We start from the raw sequence: 5983 nt of genomic DNA on the forward strand, positions 1-5983 counted from the left end.
GATCCCCACCCCCAGCGAGCCGCCCCGCGTCTGGAAGGAGTGCCCCGGCCTGCGCCCGGGCAGCGCCCGGGCCACCTCCGGTGAGAGGGTGAGCGCCTCGTCGAAGACGATGGCCTCCTCACCCACCCGCTTCGCCAGCTCTCGCAGGAAGACCGGGGGCGTTGCCTCGTGTGCTTCACCGGAACCCGTCCCGGCGTCGGAAGCCCGTGTCCGCTCCTGCTCCTGTTGTTCCCTGGCGCTTCGCAGCCGCTCCTCCGCGGCCGCCCGCCGGGCCGGCGTCATCACCCAGGTCAGCGCCTCCGCGAGCGCCGCGAGCGTCCGCTTCGGGTCCGCCACGAGGCCCAGGTCCACCGGGAAGTTCTTGGCAATCTCATACGCGTCGAGATCGACATGGGCGACCCGGGCACCGGGGCGGAAGACGCCAGAGAGGGAGGGGAAGACCTCCGGGAAGACATACGTGCCCGTGATGAGCACGGCGTCCGCCCGCGAGACGACCGCCGCGCTGTCCCTGCCGAACATGTGGCCCAGCAGGCCCCGGAACAGCGGGTGGGCCGCATCCATGTTCACCTCGGAGCTGTTGGCGCCCCACACCTCGGCGCCGAGCAGCTCCGCCACCCGGGTCAGCTCCTCCTGGGCACCCGAGGCCGCCACGCCATCGCCGACGATGAGCAAGGGCTGCTCGGCCTCCGCGAGCAGGTGGGCCAGCGCCTTCACCGCCTCCGGCTCCGGCGCGGAGCGGGTGTCCAGCCGCGGCGTCGGGAAGACGGCTTCATCGTTGGGTGCGTCGAGCACGTCCATGGGCAGGGCGACGAAGACGGGCCCCATGGGCGGGGTCGAGGCAATCTTGATGGCCCGCCGCAGCACCCGCAGCACCGAACCCGGGTCGACGACGCGCGTGGCCCACTTGGTCACCGGGCGGGCCATGGAGACGAGGTCGCACGCCATCTGCGCGTCCATGGCGTCGTACGCGAGCCCGGCCTCCCCCGCGAGCACCACGAGCGGGGAGTTGCCGCGCCTGGCCTGGTAGATCATCCCGATGCCATTGCCCAGCCCCACGCTGGAGTGGAGCTGGACGAAGGCGGGCCGCCGCGTCGCCCGCGCGTGGCCATCCGCCATGGCCACGGCCACCGACTCCTGGAGGCCGAGGACGTATTGGACGGACGGCACCTCGCGCAGGGCATCGAGGAAGCCCTCCTCGACCGTGCCGGGATTGCCAAACAGATATCGAGCCTCCTCCGCGGCGAGCTGCTCGATGAGGGCGATGCAACCGGTTCGCTTCTTCAGGGTGTTTCCTCCATTCGTGTGCGGTTGCATCAGAACCCCCACCGTCGCAGGCCCTGCTCCAGCACCTCGACGAGCTTCTCGCCCGTCAGCGTGGAGTCCGGGGTGGAGCGGCCCGTGACGAACGGGTAGTCCACGATGACCGACTGCTCCTTGCCGAAGTTGCCGTGGTACTGCCCCTCCGGCGCGGTCGCGTCGCGGAGGATGTACTCGAGCGGGTACGGCGGCGGGCCCATGTTGAAGTCGGTGCCCACGAAGCCGGTGCCGTCCTTGTAGTCGTATTCCAGGCAGTGACCCGTCACGTGCTTGTTGCGCAGGATGCTTCGCCGGTCCTCCAGCTCTCGCGCGAACGCGAGGCAGGTCACCGCGTAGCACTCGGCGGCGATGGGCTTGCCCAGCCTCAGGAAGCCGAGGATGAGGTCGTGCACGCGCTGGTTGTTGGCCAGGTCGACGATGGGGCCGCTGCCGCCCACCAGCAGCAGCGCGTCGAACCGCTCGAAGGCGCGGAGGGCCTCGTCGCGCTCGCGGTAGTAGGCCTCGAGCGCACGCACCATCATGGGATGGCTGAAGTAGGGCCGCTCGGGCAGCAGCTCCGAGAGGTTCAGCGGCGCATCGAGCATCCGGGAGCGCTCGCTGCGCCCGGGGCCGGTGGCGTCCAGCAGGCACACCTTGAGGGCCATCCGCGGGCTCGTCACCGAGCGCCCCAGGGGCGGGTCGATGTAGCCCGAGTCCATGCTCGGAGGCAGGGCCACGGGCCGCTGTCCGTTCGGCGTGGCGAACTCGACGCGGTAGCCCTGGCGCTCGAAGACCTCCAGCGGGCCCACGAGCTCCTCGCCCCAGTAGCCATGGTTGGAGAGGACCACGAGGATGCTGCGCTGACGGCCCGTCCCGGGCTGAGGCGGCGCGGAGCCCTGGGGCGCAGGAGCCACCACCGGCTGCTGGGGCACGAGCAGCCCCTTGATGCGCTGGATGAACTCGGAGACGTTCAAGTACGAGCGCCCCGTCACCAGGTCACCGTCCACCACCACGCCCGACGGATGCGGGGTGTAGACGCCGCCGGCGTTGAGGACGTCGGCCAGGACGACCTCGTGGCAGATGACCTTGCGCCCCGCGAGCAGCTCCGGGGTGGGCGTCAGCAGCCAGAGGGCGTGGCACAGCGCCCCCTTGACGATCTCCGGGTGGCGCATGGCGCGGCTGAGGAACTGCACGGCGGGCGAGGTGCGGACCATCTCCGGGTGGATGGGCAACGGCTTGCCATCCGGCCCGTCGGGCGGGACGAAGTGGCGCAGCCGCACGCTGGGGTAGTTGGCCGCCACGAGGATGGCCGCGTAGTCCTCGGGGGCGGCCTTGCGGATGTCGCGCGTGACGGTCAGGAGCTTGGGCGTGTGGCCCACCTCCTCGACCTCGCTCACGAGGTTCACGAAGGGGCTGCCATTCAGGTTCGCGAGGAAGTGGACCTCCGCCCCCTCCTCCTCGAACCGGTCGCGGTACTGCGCAATCTCGTCGACGATGTATTGGCTTTCGACGAGGACGGCGATCTTCTTGCCCTTCAGGGACTGGGAGCTCATGACTTCCTCCGGAACTGGACGATGACTTCCGAGCCCAGGTCCGAGCGCTCCAGGGGAATCTGGAACCGGACAGGGTCGAAGTTGGCCCGCTGGCGGCCGTTGATGGAGACGCTCGCGATCTCGATGGAGCCGGGCTTCACGAAGTCCGGCAGCACGTTGATGGAGCGGAAGCCGCTGTGGGCGGACGGATGGAAATACAGACAGAAGCTGGAGACGGGCGAGACGTAGGCGCACGTGTAGACGTGAGCCAGATAGTTCAGTTCAAAGGAGTGGTAGCCCGCGACGGCGTACTGTCCCTTGTTGGCGAACGCGCCGTTGATGATGGGAAGGCCGTCCTCGTTGACGCGGAAGAAGACGTTCTGGTTGTCCCGGTCCAGGAAGAACATGTTCCAGAACGCGGACATGGAGCGCGCCTGGTCCAGGTACTCCGGATCCCCCGTCTGGCCATGGAGGATGAGGTTGGCGAGGATGGCCTGCTCCTGCTGCCAGAAGTCCTTCACGCTGCCCCAGGGGAACTCCAGGGGCTGGCCGTTGGTGGGGTGCCGCTCCACGGCGTCGAAGCACCCGCCCCGGATGAGGTCGGCGCCGTGGGTGGCCATCGCCTTGGCGAGCCGTTCGGCGAGCTGGAGCGCACGCTGCGCCTCCTCCTGCCGTCCGTGGGCGAGCTGGTAGTAGGCGATGCGCGTGAGGTTCCACGCGATCTTGTAGTTGTGGCCCACGACGGCGCGGTCCTGCTGCCACCCCCACTGGTGGTCGGGCGTCCAGTCCGCGAGGAAGCGCTCATTCACATACAGCGAATCGGAGTCCGGGAACTTCTCCAGGATGAGCCGCGTCGTGCGGTCGAGCATCTCCCGGCAGGTGTCGAGGAAGCTCGCGATCTCCGGGTCCGCGCCCTGCGGCAGCGGGTCCAGGGCGAGGATGAGGTTGATGAGGTAGGCGGGGATGTGGTCGCCCACCGAGTTCCAGTTCTTGCGTGACTGGAGCCGCCCGAGCGCCGCCGAGTCCGGCCGCAGGGTGACCGGGTCGAGGTGGGCGAAGTAGCCGTCGAAGCCGGGGAACCCGGCGTTGACGTCCTTGCTGTCGAGGAAGAGCGTGTTGAACGCCCTGACGGTGCGGCGGAGGTCCTCCAGCACCTCGGGGTCGCCGGTGATGCGGTAGTACTGGGCAAGCCCCGCCAGGCCGTAGATCTGCTCGTACAGGGCGATGGCGCCGGAGTCGTCGCCGTTCTCCGAGGCCATCAGGGTGACGGTGCCATTGACGCCCTTGCGCCGGCCAAAGGCCCAGATGCAGGACTGCCCATCCGGACTGAGGATGCGGAACGAGGAGCGCTGGAACTGGATGCCCGCGGCGGCCGCCAGCCGGTAGCGGTGGTCGCCCGTCATCAGGTACGCCGACGACAGCCCATAGATGAGCCGGGCGAGGGTCGGCATGGCCTGGAGGTTGTCGTCCGTGGCGCCGCCGTAGAAGTTGAGGTTGGTGCGGTAGTGCTTGGAGAAGTCGTCCTCGCTGTAGGTGCGCGAGTCGCCGAAGAGATCATCGAGCCACGCATTGGCCATCTGCCGCGTCTGGTTCATCCACCAGTGCGTGTCCTCGAAGAGGAAGCGCCGCGGCTCGGAGTGCATGCGGGTGACGGCGCGCGCGTCGTAGCGCTCCTGCCCTTCGTGTTCGAACCGGATGGCCCGGACGAAGACGGTGTCCTGGGGCCGCAGGTAGCGGGCCACCTTGCGGGCCAGCTCGCCGCCCTCCTGTCCGGGGGCGTCGGGCACCCGGTCATTCGAGGTGCCGTCGATGTTGGTGAGGACCGAGAACGTCGTCTCGGCGCCGAAGTGGAGCGTCACGGTGTCGCCGCTTCGCAGCAGCAGGTCGCACCGAAGCTGCTCCGGTTGCGACGACGTGACGGTCCCCAGAAGGGTGATGGTTTGGCAGAGGTTGTTCATGCGCTCTCGTGATTGGGAGGTGTGTTGCGCTGCGGCTGTTTTTAGAGACGGCAGGTGCGCGCCGTGACGAAGCGGACCTGGCGGCGTGCCGCGCGAGAGGGGGAGAGCAGGCGGAGGCCGCCGCTCCATCACACCGGGCACCTCGTGGCTCTTCCATCAGACCTGTCCAGCGGTGCACCTGCCGCGACAATGACAGGCGCTCAACAAAGCCAGACATCAGGAAGGCGACAACCCATGAACAAAGAGAACCCCGCGAACGTCGAGTCCGCCCGGAGTGCGCAGTCCACGAGGGCGCGGAGGGTGGACGCGATCTCCAGCTACTTCGACGAAGTGCTGGGCCAGGGCCGGCTGGAGCTCATCGACGCGCTGATGACACCCGGTGTCGTCCTGCGCGGACCCGCGCGGCCGGAGTCGGGCGCCGGGCGGGAGGGCCTGCGGCGGTTCGTGAGGAAGCTGCGCGGGAGTGCGCCCGGCGCCTTGTTCGCCCTGGAGCGCCGCGCCGTCCAGGGCAACAAGGTGGCGGTACGCTGGCGCGCCGAGCGCCCGCACCCGGGGCCTGTCCCCCGGGGCCTGTACGTCTTCGTGTTCGAGGATGACGATGACCGGGTGGCCGAACTCTGGATGCACGACCTGGACCCGGACTCATGCTCCGGCGTGGGGCTCCCGCGGCGCGCGGCGTGAGCCGGTCCGGGTGCTCAGGGGAACAACGCCGCCAGCTCGCCCATGATGGCCCGCGGCTCCAGTGCCTCGTCCGACCTGGCCGCGTCCGTGAGGCCCTGCAGCTTGTTCAGCACCGCGCTGAACGTCTCGAGCGCCGAGGTCAGGGTGTCGATGCCGCTGTAGAAGCTGATGAACAGCAGCCGGTGGGCGATCTCCTGGGGAGACAGGCCCACCATCAGGCCCCAGTAGAGATGGAGCGCCAGGTGCATCCGCCGGTTGCCCATGCGGGCCGCCAGCAGGGCGATGACGATCTGCTCGCGGTCCCGGGCGAACTGGTCGAAGTCCTGGTCCCGGGCGAACTTCTGGGGGCTGTAGAACTCGCTCATCATCTCTTCGAGCAGATCGCTGGACTGGGAATACATGGCCTGGATGCTGCTGCGGGAGAGCAGCGCCACCGGGTCCGACGGCTTGTCGTGGTAGCGGCTCCGCAGCCGCTTGAGCGCGTCGGCGCAGAGGAGCCTCGAGACATCCTGGGGC

General features: G+C 68.9%; 5 protein-coding genes. 1 reads left to right on the forward strand and 4 read right to left on the reverse strand.

The features are described from left to right. From D7V97_RS38765 to D7V97_RS38775, 3 genes are all read right to left on the reverse strand, one after another. Positions 1-1314: thiamine pyrophosphate-binding protein (locus D7V97_RS38765; RefSeq protein WP_199729115.1), on the reverse strand; the 1314-nt coding region annotated here is incomplete at its 3' end. Then, the gene (locus tag D7V97_RS38770) at positions 1314-2849 is read right to left on the reverse strand and encodes a DJ-1/PfpI family protein (protein WP_120615619.1); all 1536 of its coding nucleotides are present in this window, start codon (positions 2847-2849) and stop codon (positions 1314-1316) included. The genes D7V97_RS38770 and D7V97_RS38765, both read right to left, overlap by 1 nt. Then, the gene (locus D7V97_RS38775) at positions 2846-4786 is read right to left on the reverse strand and encodes an AGE family epimerase/isomerase (protein ID WP_120615620.1); all 1941 of its coding nucleotides are present in this window, start codon (positions 4784-4786) and stop codon (positions 2846-2848) included. The genes D7V97_RS38770 and D7V97_RS38775 overlap by 4 nt, the downstream gene beginning before the upstream one ends. A gap of 234 nt (positions 4787-5020) precedes the next feature. Between D7V97_RS38775 and D7V97_RS38780 the strand changes: the two genes are divergently transcribed. Further along, positions 5021-5467: an ester cyclase gene (locus D7V97_RS38780; RefSeq protein WP_158623543.1), complete on the forward strand. Its 447-nt coding sequence runs from the start codon at positions 5021-5023 to the stop codon at positions 5465-5467. A 14-nt stretch (positions 5468-5481) separates the two neighbouring features. Here the strand turns inward: D7V97_RS38780 and D7V97_RS45015 are convergent. Next, the coding region (locus tag D7V97_RS45015; protein WP_120615622.1) for a carboxymuconolactone decarboxylase family protein at positions 5482-5983 on the reverse strand (502 nt) is incomplete at its 5' end.

Origin of the sequence: Corallococcus sp. CA053C (assembly GCF_003611675.1) — a bacterium.
GTDB lineage: Bacteria > Myxococcota > Myxococcia > Myxococcales > Myxococcaceae > Corallococcus.